The organism is Cedecea selenatireducens (assembly GCF_042138895.1).
GTDB lineage: Bacteria > Pseudomonadota > Gammaproteobacteria > Enterobacterales > Enterobacteriaceae > Cedecea > Cedecea selenatireducens.
Genome location: NZ_JBHIKW010000003.1, coordinates 105,286 through 121,910 on the forward strand (window position 1 = coordinate 105,286; position 16,625 = coordinate 121,910).

Below are 16,625 nucleotides of genomic sequence, written 5' to 3' on the forward strand. Positions count from 1 at the left end.
TAGTTGGCAATTTTAGGTAGCAAACATGCAGACCCCGCACATTCTTATCGTCGAAGACGAATTAGTAACACGCAACACGCTAAAAAGCATTTTTGAAGCGGAAGGCTATGATGTTTTTGAAGCGACCGATGGCGCAGAGATGCATCAAATCCTTGCCGATAATGACATCAACCTCGTCATTATGGACATCAACCTGCCGGGTAAAAACGGCCTGCTGCTGGCGCGTGAACTGCGCGAGCAAGCCAATGTGGCGCTGATGTTCCTGACGGGCCGTGATAACGAAGTGGACAAGATCCTGGGTCTTGAAATTGGCGCAGATGACTACATCACCAAGCCATTCAACCCGCGTGAATTGACCATTCGTGCACGCAACTTGCTGTCCCGTACGATGAACTTAGGCGCTATCAGCGAAGAGCGTCGCTCCGTTGAGAGCTACAAATTCAACGGCTGGGAGCTGGACATCAACAGCCGCTCACTGGTTAGCCCGAACGGTGAACAGTACAAGCTGCCGCGTAGTGAATTTCGCGCGATGCTGCACTTCTGTGAAAACCCAGGCAAAATTCAGTCTCGTGCTGAATTGCTGAAGAAAATGACCGGTCGCGAGCTGAAGCCGCATGACCGCACCGTCGATGTGACTATCCGCCGTATTCGTAAACACTTCGAATCCACGCCGGATACGCCGGAAATCATCGCCACGATCCACGGCGAAGGTTACCGTTTCTGCGGCGATCTGCAGGAATAAGCAAGAAAGATTACGAAAAGGGCTGACCAGCGTCAGCCCTTTTTTATGCCCGTCATTCAGCGAGCAATGCGTTCATCCCAGTCGCGGGTAAAGACCGTCTCTTCGTTGTGTTTAACCGTCATTTTTCCGCTAACGATAAAATGCGTCAGGTCGCTGCGCATCTCCAGCACAATATCCGTATCCGTCCACCAGCCTTCTCGCCCAATTTTCATGTTCTGAGTCAGCAGATAATGCGCCGAGAGCGGGTCAGCATTCTGCACGGTCAGCTGACGCCGAAGGCTATGATCGACGGTCGTATTGATATCGTCAAAACGGTACACGCCCTCGCCAAACACGCCGCCCACGCCCTCGGTAATGCTCTGCCAGCTATCGCTCACCGCGTCATAGCGCAGCTCGCGTTCGACTCGCCCAGGGGACAGGATCGTAAGAGGCGTATTTGCCGCAGTTTCCGGCTGAGGATTAGGCCCGGCTATCGGCTTCACTTCCCGGCAAACCGGCAATTGCAGCCGGGCGCTCGCCAGGTCAACGCTAAGCGTTGCGTTTTCAGCCATCGGCCAGATCATCGGCCAGAACGTGGTCGCCAGAGAAACACGCAGCCGATGCCCTGCGGCAAAGCGCCAGGCTATGCCGTCCAGCTGCACGGTGACGTTGACCTTTTCGCCGGGCACCAGCGCGACGTTCTGCTCCTGCCCCTGCAAATGACTCAGGTTCACCCAACCGTGACTGACGCGGGTCGACGCCCCGTCTGGGGCAACGTCCGACAAGCGGACATACAGCATGGCCGCTGGTTTATCGCTGGCGAGCGTAACGTCAAACTGCGGAAAACCGTAGATCGCCAGGCTTTCGTCCAGCGGCGCGCTGTCAAAGCTTTCAGCAAGGCCTTCGTCCATCCGCTGATCGCTCGGGCTTTCCCCCAGCACGCCAGCCCCCATCCACTCCCCGGCAAACAGCCCGTGGTTCTGTACGCTACGGATCTCCTGCCGGTATGCATTTGCCAACGGCGTTGTCATCAGCCGGCCTGGCTGCAAATGCCAGCGCTGAGGGAGGGTCACCGCATCCGTATCATCCTCAATGGCAATCCACTCCCCGAAGGCCTGCGGACGCTGCGAATCGGGCCGCTGGCTGTCGTTGAGCCACGCCTGAATGCGCGGGCCGTCCAGCACGTCATTGTCGACCTGCTTCAGCCAGCGATCCCACCAACTCACCGCCTCCTGCAGAAAGCCGATAGCCGGAGCAGGTGAACCGTCCTGCGGATAAATATGCGCCCACGGACCGAGAATCGCCTTACGAGGAACGTCGAGATTGTCCATCAGGCGGAAGACCGCATTGCTGTAGGAATCCGCCCAGCCGCCCACCGCCATTACAGGGCAGGTAATGGCCTGCCAGTCCTCACCGACCGAGCCGTGTTTCCAGTAATCATCCTTCAACGGATGCTCCATCCACAGTGCCGGGAAGAAAGGCATGTTTTCAAGACGATTGAGCCAGGCCTGATACCAGCCCTCCCCCACCAGCTCCGGATCCTGCGGGCGGCTTTGATAGGCCAGCATAATCCCGCCCCACCACAGGTTATCATTCAGCAGGCAGCCGCCTTTGTAGTGGATATCGTCGTTGTAACGATCGTCCGTCGAGCAAACCGTAATGATGGCTTTTAAGGCCGGAGGGCGACGAGCGGCAAGCTGCAGGCAGTTAAACCCACCCCAGGATTTGCCCATCATCCCCACGGCGCCGTTGCACCAGGCCTGACGGCTGATCCAGTCGATCACTTCCAGGGCATCCTCCTGCTCCTGCAGCAGATACTCGTCGGCCATCAACCCGTCAGAGTCGCCGCTGCCGCGCATGTCCACACGCAGTACCGCGTAACCATTGCCGGCGAAATAGCCATGCATCGGCTCATCACGAGTACGTGTTCCGTCGCGCTTGCGGTAGGGGATGTACTCGAGGATAGCGGGCACCGGCTGCTGCGAGGCCGACAAGGGCAGCCACATACGCGCGGCCAGGCGAGTCCCGTCTTGCAGAACGATCCACAGGTGTTCCATCACGCTCACGCTGTGGGGAAATTGCGTTATCAGAGTTTTCATGAGGCTCCTGCCATCGCGTTTAACTGACGCTGACCCAGCACCTCGTCCAGCCAGGAGGCGCGCATTTCCGGCACCGAGGTCAGCAGTTTTTCGGTATAGCTGTGCATCGGGGCGCTGAATACCTGCCCGGTCGGCCCCTGTGCCACAACGTTGCCCTGATACATCACGGCAACCTGCTGGGCGATACGTTTTACCGTGCTCAGATCGTGGGTGATGAATAAGTAAGACAGCCCCAGCTGTTCCTGCAGGTTTCGCAGCAGCTTCAGAACCTCTTCTGCCACCAGCGGATCGAGCGCGGAGGTTGCCTCATCGCAGATAATCAGATCTGGCTTTGCGGCCAGCGCTCTCGCAATACATACCCGCTGCTTTTGGCCACCGGAAAGCGAACCTGGGTAGCGGTCAAGGAGGTAATCAGGGAGTTCGGTCAGCTTCAGCAACTCAAGCACCCGCGCACGAACCTGCTGTTTATCGAGGCCAAAATAAAAAGCCACCGGGCGACCAATAGCCTCAAGCACGGTCTGTCTTGGGTTGAGCGCCACGTCGGGCAGCTGATAGATCATTTGAATACGCCGCAGCGTCTCTTTATCACGCTGCTGGTAGCGGTTGGCCAGCGTCTTGTCGGCGAAGGTGACCGTTCCCTTCGTGTCGCTCAGCAGGCCGCACAGGGCGCGAGCCAGCGTACTCTTCCCGCTGCCGGACTCGCCGATAATGGCCATCGTTTCTCCTTTGGCAATACTCAGAGAGACGTTGTGCACGACGGCCTTACCGTTGTACCCGGTTGAGAGATTTTCCAGCGCAAGGAGCCGCCCTTCAGGTTTACTTCCGGCGTGAACCGGCGTCAGGGCATGAGCACGTTCCGACACCAGCCGCTGGGTGTAGCTTTCGGCAGGATTTTGCAGAATATCGGCGGTGCTGCCGCTTTCCACTTCGCTTCCCTGCCGCAGGACCATGATGCGGTCGGCAATTTGGGCCACGACCGCCAGATCGTGGGTGATGTACAGCGCGGCGGTATTAAATTCTCTGACCAGCTTACGCAGCATCACCAGCACCTCGATTTGGGTGGTGACGTCCAGCGCGGTGGTAGGTTCATCCAGCACCAGAATATCCGGCCTGCAGGACATCGCCATCGCCGCCATCGCGCGCTGGAGCTGGCCGCCAGAGAGCTGATGCGGATAACGCTGGCCGATCGTTTCAGGTTCGGGGAGATCCAGCGCTTTAAACAGCGTCACGGCCCAGGCCTGCGCCTCCTCCTGATTCATCAAACCGTGCCGAAGTGGCCCCTCGCAAACCTGCTTGCCGATGGTTAGCGCCGGGTTAAACGCCGCGGCGGCGCTCTGCGCAACATAGGCCACGCGTTTACCGCGAAACTCCCGTTTCTCTTTGCTGGAAAGCGCCACAATGTTTTGCCCGGCAACCAGCACTTCACCGCCCGCAATACGGCAACCCGGCCTGGCGTAGCCCAAAGCGGCCAGGCCAATGGTCGATTTACCTGCGCCGGACTCACCAATGAGTCCCAGCACTTCACCGGGCATCAGGCTTAGAGAGATACCTTTCACCAGCGGCAGCCCCTGCTCGGTCTCAATGCGTAAATCGCGCATCTGTAAGATCGGTTGTGTCATCCCTCTTCTCCCAGCGAAAGGTTATTACGCACCAGCAGCCAGTCGACCACCAGGTTGACGCCAATCGTCAGCAGGGCAATGGCCGCGGCAGGGTAAAGCGGAGCAAACTGACCAAAATTGATGGCCTGAGCGTTGTCGCGCACCATACTGCCCCAGTCCGCCCACGGCGGCTGAATACCCAGCCCAAGGAAGCTCAGCCCGGCAATAAACAGGAAGGTAAAACAAAAGCGCATACCAAACTCTGCCAGCAGCGGCGGCATGGCGTTAGGCAGAAACTCTTTGCGCACAATCCACCACAGCCCTTCTCCACGCAGGCGTGCCGCCTCCACGTACTCGAGACAAACAATCCCCTGTGCGACAAGCCTGGCAAGGCGGAAAACACGGGTCGCATCTAATAGCGCAATAGTCCCGACCAGGACGGGAATAGACGTTCCCAGCACGGACAGCACGATCAGCGCCAAAATCAGGACCGGAATCGACATCAGCGTATCAACGATGCGGGTGAGCACGACGTCCACCCAGCGCCCGTAAATAGCGGCGGTAAACCCGGTAATAATGCCCACCACAAACGAGATAGCGGTGATCGCCAGCGCGATGGCAATGGTAGTTCTGGCACCGAACAGAATGCGCGAAAGCATGTCCCGCCCGAGGCTATCAGTGCCGAACGGCATCGAACTGGACGGCAGCATCCAGATGTCACCCACCTGCGCCGTTTCGCTGTGTGGCGCCAGCCAGGGAGCAAAAAGCGCGGCAATCAAATTGATGGCAATGATGGCCAGGCCCAATATTGCCGACAGCGGCACCGTGCGAATTTTAATATTTTTCATAGACTACCTCGCATGTCGCAGGCGTGGGTTGCACCAGATAGCCAGCAGGTCCGCCGCCGTATTCAGCAGGATATAGGTCCCGCCAAACAGCAGCCCGCAGGCCTGTACTACCGGCAGGTCACGCTTCGTTACCGCATCCACCATCAGTTGCCCAATGCCCGGGTAGACGAAGACCACCTCGACCAGGATGACGCCCACCACCAGGTACGCCAGGTTAAAAGCAATGACGTTGATGATCGGCGCCAGCGCGTTCGGCAGCGCGTGGCTGAGCACGATCCGCCAGCGGGAAAGCCCTTTTAGCAGCGCCGTTTCGATATAGCTGCTGGACATCACCGCGCCGACTGAGGCACGCGTCATGCGCAGCATATGCGCCAGGACCACCAGCACCAGCGTCAGCATAGGCAACGTGCAGGCATAGAGCCGCTCAAGGAGGCTGGCATCAGGGTCGACCAGCGCCAGGCTCGGGAACCAGGCCAGGCGAATGGCAAAGAAGATTACCAGCAGGTAGCCCACGAAAAACTCCGGCACCGAAATGCTCATCAGCGTCAGCGTATTCGCCAGGCGGTCGAACCAGGAGCCACGCCATACCGCCGAGGCAATGCCCAGCACCACCGCTAACGGAATCGCTATCAGCGCGGCATAAACGGCAAGGAACAGCGTGTTCGCCAGGCGAGGCAGCAGCTCGGCACCGATAGGCTGGTTATTGGCAAGCGAAGTGCCCAGGTCACCGTGCAGCACACCGGACAGCCAGTGCAGGTAGCGGTAAACCGCAGGCTGATCGAGGCCCAGCTGTAGGCGCAGCGCGGCGATGGTTTCCGGCGTGCCGTTCTGGCCCAGGATGGCGCTCGCCACGTCGCCGGGCAGTAACTCGGTACCGACGAAGATCAGCCCCGAAACCAGCCACAGCGTCAGCACGCCCAGCAATAAACGATGAAGGATCTGTTTTTTCATTACGACTCCAGCCAGACGCGTTCGGCCAGGCGGCCACCCATGAAGTTGAACAGCGGGTGAGGTTTTACGCCGCCGACTTTCTTGCTGGTGGCATCCAGGTAGTCACCAAACAGCGGGATCATTGCGCCACCTTCATCACGGGCAATGCTTTGCAGCTCGCCATAAATTTCCGCACGTTTTTGCTCGTCCAGCAGCGAACGTGCCTGAATGAGCAGGCTGTCGAACTTGTCGTTTTTCCAGTGGGTGTCGTTCCATTTCGCCGTTGACTGCCAGGCGGTGGAAAACATCTGATCCGCGGTTGGGCGCCCGCCCCAGTAGCCCATGCTAAACGGTGCTTTCATCCAGACGTCATCCCAGTAGCTGTCCGCCGGCTGACGTTTGATGCTGACCTGGATCCCCGCCGCGGCGGCTTCGCCCTGGAACAGCGCGGCGGCGTCCAGCGCCCCGGCAAAAGCCGCATCCGATGAGGACAGCTCGAGCGGCAGCGCGCTAAGCCCCGCTTTTTTCAGGAAGAACTTCGCCTTATCAGGATCGTAGGCACGCTGCTCCAGGCTCTTGTTGAAGAAGCGATCGGTTTTCGGGATCGGATGATCGTTGCCGAGCGTGCCGTAACCCCGAAGGACGGTAGCCAGTAATTTTTCACGATCGATACCGTATTTAATCGCCGTACGCACATCGTTGTTGTTAAACGGGGCTACCCGGCAGTCCATCAGGAAGGTGAAATGCTGCCCCCCGGCCGCGCGCACAATGTTTAACGCCGGGCTGCGCTTCAGGAAATCGACGGTTTTAAAGTCAACGCGGTTGATGGCGTGTACCTGGCCCGAGATAAGGGCATTGGTGCGCGCGGTCGCATCGTTGATAACCAACACTTCAACGGCATCCACAAACGCGCGGTTTGGCTTCCAGTAATTAGGGTTGCGCTTGAAGTAGGAGCGCACGCCCGGCTGATACTGGTCAAAGACGAAGCCGCCGGTGCCAATCGGGTGCTTCCAGTCGGTAAATCCGTCCGGGACCACAACCAGATGGTAGTCCGCCAACAGGAACGGTAAATCGGCGTTGCCGCTGTCCAGGGTTAAGGTAATTTCGTTCTCGCCGCTCTTTTTCAGCTCTTTGATGGCCGCCAGCTGAGTTTTGATCGCGCTACGCGACTGGTCGCCACGGTGCAGGTTGATCGAGTAGAGAATATCTTCGACGGTGAGGGTTTTACCGTTGTGGAAGGTCACGCCCTGGCGCACTTTAAACGTCCATTCCTGCGCGCCCGGCTTCGCCTCCCAGCTTTCCAGCAGCTCCGGCGTGGCCTGGTTAGTTTCATCAATTTCTACCAGACCGTTCATCAGCATGTAGGCCTGATTGAGCGGCACCCAGTCGCTAAAGAGCGTAGGATCGAGAGAATCGCTGGTATTGCCTCCCGACATTCCCAGCTTGAGCACGCCGCCTTTTTTAGGCGTGGCCTCGCCGGCAAAACCCGCCAACGGCGAAAGCGATAACGCACTGCCCATCCCAATCAGCGCCGCCGTGTTGATAAATGAACGGCGGCTCATGTTCACGCCTTGCAGGTATTTTTTCACGTCTGAACGATCGTCTTTCATTTATTTTTCTCCGTTATTATTTGTTTGTCTGACCACCGGCCAGATGCCATAGCACATCTATTTATGATTTATATCAAAACCGCTAAACACTGATGCATGAGTTTTTCGTATCAGACTATGAAAAAAACGCGCAGCAGAGCCGCAGCAAAAAAGATAATTTCCCGATCACGGAGTCACACCAGGAAAGAAAATGTGGAACTGCATACCCTTGTAGGCTTAATTGGCGTCTTTTGTTACCTGCTGGCCTACGCACTGGTTCAGATGCGAAGGCTATCAATAGATTCAAATGGTTATGCTTGTCTTAACATCGCGGGGTGCGTGGGCGGGCTGTATTCACTGAGCCATGACTTTAATTTGGCGTCGGTCATATCACAGTCGATGTGGTTGGTCTTCACGCTGGTAGGTATGCATACTTCTTATCGCCGCCGGGGGGAGTTAAAAAATAAAATACCGCCTCTGGATCTGGACACCATAAATAAACCAAAGGATTAAGATGTTTTAAATGTTTCTTTTTCTCGCCTTTATATAAGAAAAGGTTATGGCTTAAAGAAAGGTTAAATAATTTATTGATCGCGGCAATAATAAAATAATCATCTTATATGATTAACGTCTGTTTTCTGCTTATTCCGCCGAAGGCTGTCGCTGCAACCAGTTCATGACATGGCGAACAATCGGCTTCATATAGCGATCCTGAGGGATAAGCAGGAAACATTTACTGGCGGCCGCCAGCTTTCCAGGGTGCGCCGCAACAAGCTCTCCCCTATTAAGATAATCCTGCACCAGCCCTTCCCAGCCGAGTAATATCCCGTCTCCTCGCACCGCAGTCTCAACCAAAAACGGATAGTTATTGGCGCGCCAGGTCTGACGCGGGACAAAGCTCAGGACACTCTGCGAAGCAAACCAGTCGCTCCAGCCGGTCCACTCTCGCTGCGGATCGTCCTGAATCAGCAGCGTGTGCTGCAGCAGCGCTTCTGCGGGAGCGCCAGGCCCGATGCGTGACAGAAACGCCGGCGAGCACATCGGGTAGCAGACCTCGTCGAAAATCGGCGTGGCATGAAACCCCACCGGAACATCCCGAAGGTAAAAAATAGCCAGATCAAATTCCGATGAACGCAGTTCGGAGAAATTGTCGGTGATTTTCATGCGAACCTGCAAATCCGGCAGCTCACGATGCAGCGCCGAAAGGCGCGACGACAGCCAAAGCGAACTCATGGCGCTGGTGCAGGCGATGGTCACCTGCGGCAACCCCGTCCAGCCCATCACTTCCGCCGTAGCATGTGACAATGCCGCCAGCTGTTGCCGCACGTGAGTGGCATACGCTTCACCCCTCGGCGTGAGCAATACGCGCCGCTGAGTTCGGGTAAAAAGCTTACAGCCCAGCATTTCCTCCAGCTGCAGGATCTGGCGGCTGGTCGCGCTTTGCGTCAGGTTTAACTCTTCCGCAGCACGAGAAATATTGCCGTAGCGGGCAACGCATTCGAAGGCGATAAGGGTATTGAGGGGCGGTAGCGGCTCAATCTGCATCAATGAAGCCTTAAAAGGCAACGGAACGGTCTCAACACACTAATAAGGAAGGCAGGGGCTGACAAGCCCGATGCATCAGAAATACATCAGGCTTCTCATGAAGGTATCGCGGGTGCACATAGGTTGTGCGTGGGTGCAGCGGATTATTTACCCCACGGAATAATCGGCACCGCGCTGATAGCGTTCTTCGGCGAGCCTTCTACCACCCGGTCAGAGTAGGCAAGGTAGGCCAGAGCGTTACGTTTGGCGTCATAGAAACGAACAACCTGCAGCTTTTTAAACACCAACGAGGTCCGTTTCTGGAACACCACGTCGCCCTCCGCTTTGCCGGCTTTAATTTTGTCGCTCAGCTCAACCGGCCCAACCTGCTGGCAGGAGATTGCCGCATCAGAAGTATCTTCGGCTAAGCCAAGGCCGCCTTTGATACCGCCGGTTTTAGCGCGGCTGATATAGCAGGTCACGTTCTTCACATCGGGATCGTCAAAAGCTTCCACAACGATCTTGTGATCGGGGCCAAAGACCTTAAACACCGTATCGACCGAACCAATCTGCTCTGCGCTCGCCCCAAAGCTGGCGGCCAGAATCGCACTGCAAAGTGCTAAAGCTTTATATTTCATATTGTTACCATTTTTCAAAGATCACCCTGCGGGACTATTCAACAATTGGATGAAAAATCGTTGAATATCACATTATTAGCAAAACCTGCCTCCACAATCGGCAAATTTGGCACAACTTGTTAAAAAAAAACGGTGAATGCATAAAGTACAAAAATGCTATCATCCGCTACCTTAGTAAACAGGCATTCGCTTGTATGGATGAGGATATTTTATGGATCAGGCTGGGATCATTCGCGATCTTCTTAGCTGGCTGGAGGGCCACCTCGATCAGCCTCTCGCCCTTGATAATGTGGCGGCAAAGGCAGGTTATTCCAAGTGGCATTTACAACGGATGTTTAAAGAGGTTACCGGGCACGCTATTGGTGCCTATATTCGCGCCCGCCGACTCTCCAAATCTGCCGTTGCCCTGCGCCTGACTGCGCGCCCTATTCTGGACATTGCGCTTCAGTACCGCTTTGACTCGCAGCAAACATTTACTCGCGCGTTTAAAAAACAGTTCGCCCAAACGCCCGCGCTTTATCGACGTTCTCCTGACTGGAGCGCTTTTGGTATGCGCCCGCCGCTGCGTCTCGGTGAATTTACGCTGCCGCAAGCCCATTTCATTACTCTGCCGGAAACGCATCTGGTTGGGGTAACGCAAAGCTACAGCTGCACGCTGGAACAAATCTCCGACTTCCGTAATGAGATGCGCATCCAGTTCTGGACACAGTTCCTGGGCAACTCACCGACGATTCCGCGAGTGCTGTACGGCCTGCATGAACCTCGTCCAAGCTCGGAAAAAGACGACGAGCAGGAAGTCTTCTACACCACGGCGCTCACCCCGGAGCTGGCCAATGGCTTTCTGCCGGATTCTCATCCGGTAATGCTGGAAGGCGGTGATTATGTGCAGTTTAACTACGAAGGGCTGGGCACCGGGCTGCAGGACTTTATCCTGACGGTGTACGGCACCTGCATGCCGTCGCTAAACCTGACTCGCCGTAAGGGCCAGGACATCGAACGTTTCTATCCTCAGGATGAAACGCGGGATCAGGATGTGCCGATGCATATCCGCTGTGAATACCTGATCCCGGTACGCCGTTAACGCTGTATTTCATCCAGAGCAGGGGCATCAAGATGCGAGATGTCTCCTGCTGTCTCAACGACCCATCCAGAAGCCAGCCACGGGCTGTGCTGATAATCCACGCGAGATATTGAGCAGTTGCGCAGACGCAGGCGACGTTCAGCCCACGCAGGCAACCCCAGAATCGTGCTAACCAGCCCACCCAGCGCCATGCCGTGACTCACCAGCAGTGGGCGGCTTCCGGCCGGCAGTTCCCGGCAGGCATTCAGCGCTTCGTGCATACGGTTGCTCAGCTCCAGCATGCTTTCGCCTTCAGGGATACGCCCGTCAGGCGTGCCGTCCACCAGGCGACGGCGCCAGCTCTCTTCCTCTTCGGTCAGCGAGTCCATTTTACGACGTTCAAGCACGCCCATGTTTAGCTCGCGCAGGCGGGCATCGAAGATAATCTCGCAGCCGCAGGCTTCGGCGATGATCTCTGCGGTGCGGCGAGTACGACCTAAATCGCTGCTGATGATGTGGGTGATGCCAAGGGCCCTGGCCCGCTCGGCCACTTGCCAGGCCTGGCGTTCTCCGTTATCAGTCAGCGCGCTGTCTGACTGCCCCTGAATGCGGCGCTCCGCATTCCACTGCGTTTCGCCATGACGAACAAGGTATACCTGTAACATGCGTTTTTTCCGTTATACTCCGGTCACGAAATATCGAGAGTTCTGACTTATTATGAACCATGTCGTTGCTGCAACAACCAATCCCGCCAAAATTCAGGCGATTCTGCAGGCGTTTAGCGAGATTTATGGTGAAGGATCCTGCCATATTGAGCCCGTGGTCGTCGATAGTGGCGTGCCGGAGCAGCCCAACGGCTGTCAGGAAACGCGAACTGGCGCACGGTGCCGGGTAGCAAATGCCCGGGAGATCAGACCAGATGCCGACTTTTGGGTCGCCATTGAGGCCGGAATCGACGAAGGTAGCACCTTCAGTTGGGTGGTGATTGAGAACCGTCAGCAGCGCGGTGAAGCCCGTTCCGCTACCCTGCCATTGCCGGAAATTATTCTGCAGAAAGTCAGCGCCGGAAACGCCCTGGGGCCGGTGATGTCTGACTATACGGGCATTGATAAGATTGGACGTAAAGAGGGAGCGATTGGGGTGTTCACCGCCGGAAAGCTCACGCGTAGCAGCGTTTATCATCAGGCGGTGATTTTGGCGTTAAGCCCGTTTCATAACGAGATTTACCGCCGGTAGCGTATTTAGCGAGTTGGCTTTCCGCCCTGCAGCAGCTCTTTTTCAAGCCATTCACGCAGCTCAGTCGGCGCGGCCTTCAGGCTGTTGGAGCCGCGGGTAATGGTTGCAATACCCGCGCCCAGTTCGTTCTTCAGTTCACGCTGGCTAAGCTCGCCGCGCAGTAACTCTTCGATTATCCGAACTCGCGTTCCTAACGCTGTACGCTCGTCCGGCGTTAACAGCAGCGTCAGCAGCGGCATATGAAGGTCCTGCCCAAAAGCTTGCTGCAACAGCCCCACAAAGCGGAGCCACTCTTTATTACTTTGCTCGGCCTGTTCCGCCGAATATTGAGAGAGCTGAGTCATGTCAGGCCACCATACTCTTTAACTAGTACGGCAGCATAACATACTCTCCGCCCAATCAATAACGCCGCTGCCACTCGCTGTCGGACAGAATTTTGTCAGGTTGCCCCATGAAGTAGCGGTAATAAGCGTCATAAGCCAGCACGTTTTTCACATAGCCACGCGTTTCGGAAAACGGAATACTTTCCACAAACGCGATGGCATCAATCCGCCCTGCGCTGTTGCCGAGCCACGTCCGCACTCGTCCCGGCCCGGCGTTGTAGGCGGCGGAAGCGAAAATACGGTTGTTCTCAAACTGCTGGAACACGTACTGCAGGTAGCTGGTGCCGATATTGATGTTGGTGTCAGGATCCAGAAGCTGCACCGGGCTGCTGTAGCCAGGGATGCTGAACATCTTCACGGTATGGGTGGCGGTACCCGGCATGATTTGCATCAGGCCGCTGGCTCCTACCGGAGAACGCACCTTCGGGTTCCAGGCGCTTTCCTGACGGGCAATCGCCATCGCATAGCTTTGTGGCACGGTTTTGCCGCTCACGTAGCGGGCAAAGGTGCCTTTATAGGCCAGCGGGAAGCGCTCTTCCAGGTTATCCCACAGCTTGCCGGCAATGGTTGCCTGCACGCTAAGATCCCACCAGTCCTGCTCAAAGGCGTACCGCGCCAGCCCACCCTGCTCCTGCTTGCTGCGGCTGGTGACCAGGTTTGCCCATTCGCTGCGTGCGGTATTGTCCATATTCCAGTACATCAGCTCACGGACTCGCGCCATTTCAGGCCCCTGCACCAGAGCGGGGTTAACGGGTTCGGCTTTATCCACACGCAGGGGATATTCTTCCCCCAGCCGCTGTGCGGCCACCATCGGGTAGAAACCGCGCTGCTGCATCAGAGATCGCAGGATCCCTTTGGCTTCATCATCACGCCCGCGTTCCAGCAGCAAATCGGCCTGCCAGTAGCGCCATTCGTCTTTCTCTTTGGCTTCCATCGGCAGACGCGCAAGCCAGGTATTCAGGCCTGAACGGTCACCGGCGCCCAGAGCCATACGCACTCGTCTCTCAATCAACGATGTAGACTGGGAACGCATAATCGCGTCATCCCGCCAGCGGGCCTGCTCATCCGTCACGTCGCTGCCCATTAACCGCCAGGCAACAACGTCACGCAATTCCTGCGCCTGCTCCTCGGTAAGCTTCTGCGCCTGTACTAAAGACGGGATCATCAGCCGGGCATTTTCCACGTCCTGGCGGGCTACGCTCGCGAAGGCGATAGCCGCAGCCTGCCGCGTAAAGTCCGTCGCGCCCACCGTATTGGCGAAAGTCAGCACCGTACTCGGGTTATTTTGCAGGCTTATCAACGCGCTGGAGATAGTCTGGTAGTCAGCGGGCATCTGGTTCGCCAGCGCGTTCACCAGCGAGGTGTTGCCCTCTTTCATCGCCAGACGGATGCGCTCAAGGTAAGCCAGCGGATCCTGAGTGCCGGAAGCACGCCATGCGGAAAACAGCGCGTCACAGCTCGACGGCTGGCTTTTTCCCGTTAGCCAGAGATCTTTCGCGCCGGCCCAGGCGGCGTCTGTCTGCCCGGTGTTCCACCTGGCAAAATAGTAATTACATTTTGCTTCATTGGTTGCAGGCGGCTCTGGGCTGAAGGCCAGCAGGCCACGCCAGTCCTGACGCCTTGCCAGCTCGTTAACAAAGCGGGAGCTCAAGTTTCGCGCCGGAGGCAGCGTTGGGTTAGCCTGAATAAACTGAGTCACCGCCACGGTCGGCTCGTTCATCAGGTCGTCGGTTAGCTGACGGTATTCGAGATAAGGATAAAGAGGATAGGTTTGCAAAGTGGGCATCAGCTGCTGCACCACGTCCATTTGCTTGTTATCCCAGGCCTGTTTAATTTGCGCGTAGCGGCTGCGTTGCTCATCCAGAGAATCCGCACGTACCGCGCCGTTTAACATCACCAGGCTAACGCCCGCGGCAAGCAACTGCCATGCGACTTGTTTGGCTTTTAACACACCTTCTCCTCACTGTTTTCCTGACGGCATCATGCCTGCGCTGCAATAAGCGAATGAATTCATGCTAACCAGGGGAGACACAATACGCCATGTCCGAAAGGTATATTTTGGTCATTAAACGTATAAAGACGCCATGCGCGGCAGAACCACGATGCCCCGCTGGGATTAGACCGGGAAAACCGCTACACTTCGCCTTTGTTATGTACCATCTTACATCACGATAAAAGAGGCAAAGTCGCACTGTGGCTCAATTCGTTTATACCATGCATCGTGTCGGCAAAGTTGTCCCGCCGAAACGACATATTCTGAAAAATATTTCGCTCAGCTTCTTCCCTGGCGCCAAAATCGGCGTGCTGGGTCTGAACGGTGCCGGTAAATCCACCCTGCTGCGCATCATGGCCGGCATCGATACCGATATCGAAGGTGAAGCCCGTCCTCAGCCTGGCCTCAAGATTGGCTACCTGCCGCAGGAACCTAAGCTGAACCCGGAACACACCGTACGTGAGTCCGTAGAAGAAGCCGTTTCCGAAGTGGTTAACGCGCTGAAAGGCCTGGACGAAGTCTATGCCAAATACGCCGAGCCGGACGCGGACTTCGACAAGCTGGCCGCGCAGCAGGGCAAGTATGAAGAAATTATCCAGGCGCACGACGGCCATAACCTGAACGTGCAGCTGGAGCGCGCCGCCGATGCCCTGCGCCTGCCAGACTGGGATGCAAAAATTGAGAAGCTGTCCGGGGGTGAACGCCGCCGCGTTGCGCTGTGCCGCCTGCTGCTCGAAAAACCAGACATGCTGCTGCTCGACGAACCAACCAACCACCTGGATGCAGAATCCGTGGCGTGGCTGGAACGCTTCCTGCACGACTTCGAAGGGACCGTTGTGGCGATCACCCACGACCGTTACTTCCTCGACAACGTCGCCGGCTGGATCCTGGAGCTTGACCGTGGGGAAGGTATTCCATGGGAAGGTAACTACTCCTCCTGGCTGGAGCAGAAAGATCAACGTCTGGCGCAGGAAGCCTCAACGGAAGCCGCTCGCCGTAAATCTATTGAGAAAGAGCTGGAGTGGGTTCGTCAGGGCGCTAAAGGCCGTCAGTCTAAGGGCAAGGCCCGTCTGGCACGCTTCGAAGAGCTGAACAACACCGAATACCAGAAACGTAACGAAACCAACGAACTGTTTATTCCACCTGGCGCACGCCTGGGGGATAAAGTGGTGGAAGTTAGCAACCTGCGTAAATCCTACGGCGACCGCCTGCTGATTGACGACCTGAGCTTCTCCGTACCGAAAGGCGCTATCGTGGGCATCATCGGTCCGAACGGCGCGGGTAAATCCACCCTGTTCCGCATGATGTCCGGTCAGGAACAGCCTGACAGCGGCTCTATTACCCTGGGTGATACCGTGAAGCTGGCCTCCGTGGACCAGTTCCGTGACGCCATGGATAACAGCAAAACCGTGTGGGAAGAAGTCTCCGGCGGCCAGGATATTATGCGTATCGGTAACACCGAGATGCCAAGCCGTGCCTACGTCGGCCGCTTTAACTTCAAAGGCGTCGACCAGGGCAAACGCGTAGGCGAGCTGTCCGGCGGTGAGCGCGGTCGTCTGCACCTGGCGAAACTGCTGCAGGTTGGCGGCAACGTTCTGCTGCTCGATGAACCAACCAACGACCTGGATATCGAAACCCTGCGCGCGCTGGAAAACGCCCTGCTGGAGTTCCCGGGCTGCGCGATGGTTATCTCGCACGACCGTTGGTTCCTTGACCGTATCGCGACCCACATTCTGGACTACCAGGATGAAGGTAAAGTGGAGTTCTTCGAAGGTAACTTCACCGAATACGAAGAGTACAAGAAGCGTACCCTCGGCTCCGATGCCCTGGAGCCAAAACGCATCAAGTACAAGCGCGTTACCAAGTAAATGTAAAAGGCACCTTCACGGTGCCTTTTTTATGGCTAGCGCCCGGTCCATGGGGGATGTTTATTAGTTACAAATACCCACGATTATGCCAAGCCCGACTGAGGTTCCGTTCACTTCCAGTCCTGTTTCATATGTCAC

15 protein-coding genes are annotated in these 16,625 nt (G+C 56.6%); 5 read left to right on the forward strand and 10 right to left on the reverse strand.

Going from position 1 to position 16,625, the window contains the following annotated elements; all coding sequences use genetic code 11:
* Positions 1-25 precede the first annotated feature (25 nt).
* A complete protein-coding gene (arcA, locus tag ACE38U_RS05870; protein WP_008461663.1) occupies positions 26-742 on the forward strand; it encodes a two-component system response regulator ArcA in 717 nt (238 codons plus the stop codon).
* A gap of 56 nt (positions 743-798) precedes the next feature.
* Here the strand turns inward: arcA and ACE38U_RS05875 are convergent, their stop codons facing one another.
* The 5 genes from ACE38U_RS05875 to ACE38U_RS05895 are packed head-to-tail and all read right to left on the reverse strand — an operon-like array spanning position 799 to position 7,806.
* Positions 799-2,820: a CocE/NonD family hydrolase gene (locus tag ACE38U_RS05875; protein ID WP_375529337.1), complete on the reverse strand. Its 2,022-nt coding sequence runs from the start codon at positions 2,818-2,820 to the stop codon at positions 799-801.
* Positions 2,817-4,439 (reverse strand): ABC transporter ATP-binding protein, encoded by a 1,623-nt coding sequence (locus ACE38U_RS05880; RefSeq protein WP_176982205.1) that lies wholly within the window; start codon positions 4,437-4,439, stop codon positions 2,817-2,819. Before ACE38U_RS05880 ends, ACE38U_RS05875 begins: the two co-directional genes overlap by 4 nt.
* Complete coding sequence (locus ACE38U_RS05885; RefSeq protein ID WP_038475725.1) at positions 4,436-5,266, reverse strand: ABC transporter permease; 831 nt, start codon at positions 5,264-5,266, stop codon at positions 4,436-4,438. The genes ACE38U_RS05880 and ACE38U_RS05885 overlap by 4 nt, the downstream gene beginning before the upstream one ends.
* 3 nt (positions 5,267-5,269) lie before the next feature.
* Positions 5,270-6,217: an ABC transporter permease gene (locus ACE38U_RS05890; RefSeq protein WP_038475728.1), complete on the reverse strand. Its 948-nt coding sequence runs from the start codon at positions 6,215-6,217 to the stop codon at positions 5,270-5,272.
* Positions 6,217-7,806 (reverse strand): ABC transporter substrate-binding protein, encoded by a 1,590-nt coding sequence (locus tag ACE38U_RS05895; protein WP_375529338.1) that lies wholly within the window; start codon positions 7,804-7,806, stop codon positions 6,217-6,219. Before ACE38U_RS05895 ends, ACE38U_RS05890 begins: the two co-directional genes overlap by 1 nt.
* A gap of 192 nt (positions 7,807-7,998) precedes the next feature.
* Here ACE38U_RS05895 and ACE38U_RS05900 point away from each other — a divergent pair, with 192 nt between their 5' ends.
* Entirely contained in the window at positions 7,999-8,298 is a 300-nt protein-coding gene (locus ACE38U_RS05900) for a CBU_0592 family membrane protein (protein ID WP_038475734.1), read from the forward strand.
* Positions 8,299-8,427: 129 nt separating this feature from the next.
* On the opposite strand, the gene ACE38U_RS05905 is transcribed toward ACE38U_RS05900, so the two are convergent.
* Both ACE38U_RS05905 and creA read right to left on the reverse strand, forming a co-directional pair.
* Positions 8,428-9,330, reverse strand: a complete 903-nt coding sequence (locus ACE38U_RS05905) for a LysR substrate-binding domain-containing protein (RefSeq protein WP_038475737.1) — start codon at positions 9,328-9,330, stop codon at positions 8,428-8,430.
* Positions 9,331-9,473: 143 nt separating this feature from the next.
* Positions 9,474-9,947 carry a protein CreA gene (gene creA, locus ACE38U_RS05910; RefSeq protein ID WP_038475740.1) on the reverse strand — a complete coding sequence of 158 codons (474 nt, stop codon included), beginning with the start codon at positions 9,945-9,947 and terminating at the stop codon, positions 9,474-9,476.
* 211 nt (positions 9,948-10,158) lie between these two features.
* Here creA and robA point away from each other — a divergent pair, with 211 nt between their 5' ends.
* Complete coding sequence (robA, locus tag ACE38U_RS05915; protein WP_176982207.1) at positions 10,159-11,028, forward strand: MDR efflux pump AcrAB transcriptional activator RobA; 870 nt, start codon at positions 10,159-10,161, stop codon at positions 11,026-11,028.
* Here the strand turns inward: robA and gpmB are convergent.
* Positions 11,025-11,672, reverse strand: a complete 648-nt coding sequence (gene gpmB / locus ACE38U_RS05920) for a 2,3-diphosphoglycerate-dependent phosphoglycerate mutase GpmB (RefSeq protein WP_038475745.1) — start codon at positions 11,670-11,672, stop codon at positions 11,025-11,027. The genes robA and gpmB overlap by 4 nt on opposite strands.
* A gap of 52 nt (positions 11,673-11,724) precedes the next feature.
* On the opposite strand from gpmB, the gene yjjX reads away from it, so the two are divergent.
* Positions 11,725-12,243 carry an inosine/xanthosine triphosphatase gene (gene yjjX, locus ACE38U_RS05925; protein ID WP_038475748.1) on the forward strand — a complete coding sequence of 173 codons (519 nt, stop codon included), beginning with the start codon at positions 11,725-11,727 and terminating at the stop codon, positions 12,241-12,243.
* A 5-nt stretch (positions 12,244-12,248) separates the two neighbouring features.
* Here the strand turns inward: yjjX and trpR are convergent, their stop codons facing one another.
* Positions 12,249-12,587 carry a trp operon repressor gene (gene trpR, locus ACE38U_RS05930; protein WP_038475749.1) on the reverse strand — a complete coding sequence of 113 codons (339 nt, stop codon included), beginning with the start codon at positions 12,585-12,587 and terminating at the stop codon, positions 12,249-12,251.
* 55 nt (positions 12,588-12,642) lie between these two features.
* A complete protein-coding gene (gene sltY / locus ACE38U_RS05935; RefSeq protein ID WP_176982209.1) occupies positions 12,643-14,577 on the reverse strand; it encodes a murein transglycosylase in 1,935 nt (644 codons plus the stop codon).
* A gap of 242 nt (positions 14,578-14,819) precedes the next feature.
* On the opposite strand from sltY, the gene ettA reads away from it, so the two are divergent.
* On the forward strand, positions 14,820-16,487 hold the full coding sequence (ettA, locus tag ACE38U_RS05940) for an energy-dependent translational throttle protein EttA (RefSeq protein ID WP_038475753.1): 1,668 nt from the start codon (positions 14,820-14,822) through the stop codon (positions 16,485-16,487).
* Positions 16,488-16,625: the final 138 nt, after the last annotated feature.

Coding starts and splice junctions, on each gene's coding strand:
- arcA (WP_008461663.1), top strand. CDS start 26: ATGCAGACCCCGCACATTCTTATCGTCGAAGACGAATTAGTAACACGC.
- ACE38U_RS05875 (WP_375529337.1), bottom strand. CDS start 2,820: ATGAAAACTCTGATAACGCAATTTCCCCACAGCGTGAGCGTGATGGAA.
- ACE38U_RS05880 (WP_176982205.1), bottom strand. CDS start 4,439: ATGACACAACCGATCTTACAGATGCGCGATTTACGCATTGAGACCGAG.
- ACE38U_RS05885 (WP_038475725.1), bottom strand. CDS start 5,266: ATGAAAAATATTAAAATTCGCACGGTGCCGCTGTCGGCAATATTGGGC.
- ACE38U_RS05890 (WP_038475728.1), bottom strand. CDS start 6,217: ATGAAAAAACAGATCCTTCATCGTTTATTGCTGGGCGTGCTGACGCTG.
- ACE38U_RS05895 (WP_375529338.1), bottom strand. CDS start 7,806: ATGAAAGACGATCGTTCAGACGTGAAAAAATACCTGCAAGGCGTGAAC.
- ACE38U_RS05905 (WP_038475737.1), bottom strand. CDS start 9,330: ATGCAGATTGAGCCGCTACCGCCCCTCAATACCCTTATCGCCTTCGAA.
- creA (WP_038475740.1), bottom strand. CDS start 9,947: ATGAAATATAAAGCTTTAGCACTTTGCAGTGCGATTCTGGCCGCCAGC.
- robA (WP_176982207.1), top strand. CDS start 10,159: ATGGATCAGGCTGGGATCATTCGCGATCTTCTTAGCTGGCTGGAGGGC.
- gpmB (WP_038475745.1), bottom strand. CDS start 11,672: ATGTTACAGGTATACCTTGTTCGTCATGGCGAAACGCAGTGGAATGCG.
- yjjX (WP_038475748.1), top strand. CDS start 11,725: ATGAACCATGTCGTTGCTGCAACAACCAATCCCGCCAAAATTCAGGCG.
- trpR (WP_038475749.1), bottom strand. CDS start 12,587: ATGACTCAGCTCTCTCAATATTCGGCGGAACAGGCCGAGCAAAGTAAT.